This is a genomic window from Polaromonas sp. AER18D-145, assembly GCF_002379095.1.
GTDB lineage: Bacteria > Pseudomonadota > Gammaproteobacteria > Burkholderiales > Burkholderiaceae_C > Polaromonas.
This window is the reverse complement of sequence record NZ_NBZV01000094.1, coordinates 1-2,641: the sequence shown is the minus strand read 5'-3', so window position 1 is coordinate 2,641 and position 2,641 is coordinate 1. Positions and strand designations below refer to the sequence as shown.

Genomic DNA, 2,641 nt, shown 5'->3' with positions numbered 1-2,641 from the left:
GAGTACGTGAATTTGGTATCGTTCTTCTCGGGTCAAGTGTTTGTAGGTCATGGTGCTTCGTTGAGACTGGCTGGTCACAAAGAGCCCATCCTATTGACTCTTGGCCCACCCTATTTCTGAACGTTGCACTTCGTACTTGAATCCGCCCGCTGAAAATCACGAGGCGTCGTCGCCCCAGGGCAGCATCAGGGTCACGATGGACAGCTTGGCGAACTCGGGCACAAACTCGTCGATGATGCGCTGTGGCTCCGGGCACAGCGTGCTGTCGGTGATCACGCCGAACTGCACGCCGCCCCCATAACTGAGGATGGACACGCCGAGCCCGACATCGCCCGACTGCGGCACCCAGAACATGCTTTGCTCCAGCGTCGCGCCACAAAACTTGAGTTTTTCGCGCGGGCCCGGCACGTTGGTCATCACGGCGGTGGTTTTTTTGGAGAACAGGTTGAGCATCGCGTCCTGCGCCGGTTTGATCAGCAGCCCGGCAATCGCCAGCAGGCTGAAGGCCAGCAGGGGCTGGTAGCTGCCCTTGAGTGCCGCCATGCGCCGCCGCACCTCGTACACCCGTTCCACCGGGTTGTCCACGCCGATGGGCAGCACCAGCGGCACCAGTCCAAAGCGGTTACCCAGCTTGTAGGCCTGCTCGATGGGCCGCAGGTTCACCGGCACCATGGCGCGTATCTCCTGGCCTTTCACGTCGTCGCCGTGCGACTTGAGGTATTCGCCAATGGCACCGGCCACGCAACTGAGCAGCACGTCGTTGATCGAGCAGTTCAGCGCCTTGCCGACGGCCCGGACTTCGTCCAGCGGAATCGGCTGGCACCAGGCGACTTTTTTGCTGGTGCCCGGCTTGCCCTTGAGCCGGGTTTTCGAGTCGTCGGGCATCAGCGCCAGCGCGGCGCTGTCCTTGAGCACCTGCAGCATGACCTTGGCCATGTCGAGCGAGCCGGCCATGCCTTTTTGCGGGTCACTCAGCAGGTTCAGCGACCTGGCGGCACCCTCACCGGCCGCGCCCAGCGCCTTGACCGTCAGGTCGGTAAAGGGTTTGAGCAGGGTCTCGGCGATCCAGTCTTCGGCGCCGCCGCCGGCTTCCTTTTTCCGGCGTTCAGGGGGTGCTTGCCCGCCGTCCACCAGCGACATGGTCACCGAAATCAGCGCAATGCCGTCGGCAATGCAGTGGTGGATGCGCACGATCATGGCGCTGCCCTTGACGCCGTCGGGGCCGGTGTAGTCCTCGACCAGGTGGATTTGCCAGAGCGGGCGCTTGCGGTCCAGCGGCTGCATGGCGAGTTCGGCCACGCGATCCTGCAGCGCTTCCTGCTCCTTGCCCTTTGCCACCTTCGGCAACTTGTCGGCCACCACGTGGTTCTGCAGGTCGAAGTAGCGGTCCTCGACCCAGGTCGCACCGGCGGCGTCTTCCATCACGCGCTGGCGAAAGCGCGCGTATTTGAGCAGGCTGCCCTCGATGCGCTCGCAGACCACCGCGTGGCTCACACCCGGCTGCAGGGACCAGACACCGACGATCATCATCAGGTTGGACGGCGTGTCCATGCGCAGCCAGGCGGTGTCGACCTTGCTCATGCGTTCACCCGACAGGCCCAGCGTGCCCGAGACCGCGCGTTTGACGTTTTTCTGGACGTTCTTCGCGACTTTTTTGCCTGCGGCCTGGGCCGAAACGCGTGTGACCATGAAAACTCCGTGCACCGACTGCCCCGGATGGGGTGAATTCCCTATTCTGCAGGCAAGGCAGTGGCTAAGATACCGGGCAGTTACCCGAATTCATTGCCACTTCCAACCCCCACGGAGCTTGTTCATGTCAGATCTCAAAGCCGCTTTCGACAAGGCCATGGCCGATTCCAAAAACCTCAGCGAGCGGCCCGACAACGCCACCCTGCTGAAGATTTATGCGCTCTACAAGCAGGGCGGCAGCGGTGACAACACCGACAAGAAGCCCGGCTTCGGTGACATGGTGGCGCGCGCCAAGTGGGATGCCTGGAACAACCTCAAGGGCACCTCGCAGGAAGATGCGATGCAGCAGTACATTGATTTGATTGAATCGCTCAGCTGAAACGGCGCCAGCTTTCCCTCATAGGCATCGCAGGCATCACGCTGCGTTCCCGGTTCGTTCTGGACAGTAGGCGCAACTCCCCACTCCCACCCCTAGCCCCTCCCTCGCCCAGCGGGGCGAGGGAGGGGGACTTCATTTGGCTGCGTGTGCTGCGCCCGCGTGCATGAATGACAGTCCCGTGATCCGACATGACGCGCTTTGCGCGTCATGTCTCCCCGGACCCGAATCCGTGTTTGTTCCCCCACCCGTCGGGCTGGGCCGAGGAGCGCAGGCAAAAGCGGATCAGGGCTCGCGATTGTTTGAGCCGAAGGCGAGTTCGAGCGAGACCCCGCTTTTGTCGAGCACCGCAGGTTGCCCCGGAGCGCAGCGCAGGGGACCCAGACCATCGGGTCGCCTTTTCTTTGGTGACTTTCTTTTGGCGACGTGTATGGACTGGACACATACGAAACAGGTGTTCGGAGACATAGGAAACACTTCTTCAGCGCCATTGGCGCAAGGAGAAGCACATGCCCTGGCAACCGAGAGACCTGATGGACACCAAACGCGAGTTCGTGGAATTGGCCTTGCAAGAAG

2 protein-coding genes are annotated in these 2,641 nt (G+C 62.0%); one reads left to right on the top strand and one right to left on the bottom strand.

Annotation, left to right across the window (positions count from 1 at the left end):
- Window positions 1-156 precede the first annotated feature (156 nt).
- Window positions 157-1,689 (bottom strand): wax ester/triacylglycerol synthase family O-acyltransferase, encoded by a 1,533-nt coding sequence (locus B7G52_RS22895; RefSeq protein ID WP_096699964.1) that lies wholly within the window; start codon window positions 1,687-1,689, stop codon window positions 157-159.
- A gap of 124 nt (window positions 1,690-1,813) precedes the next feature.
- On the opposite strand from B7G52_RS22895, the gene B7G52_RS22890 reads away from it, so the two are divergent.
- Window positions 1,814-2,068 (top strand): acyl-CoA-binding protein, encoded by a 255-nt coding sequence (locus B7G52_RS22890; protein WP_096699963.1) that lies wholly within the window; start codon window positions 1,814-1,816, stop codon window positions 2,066-2,068.
- Window positions 2,069-2,641 lie beyond the last annotated feature (573 nt).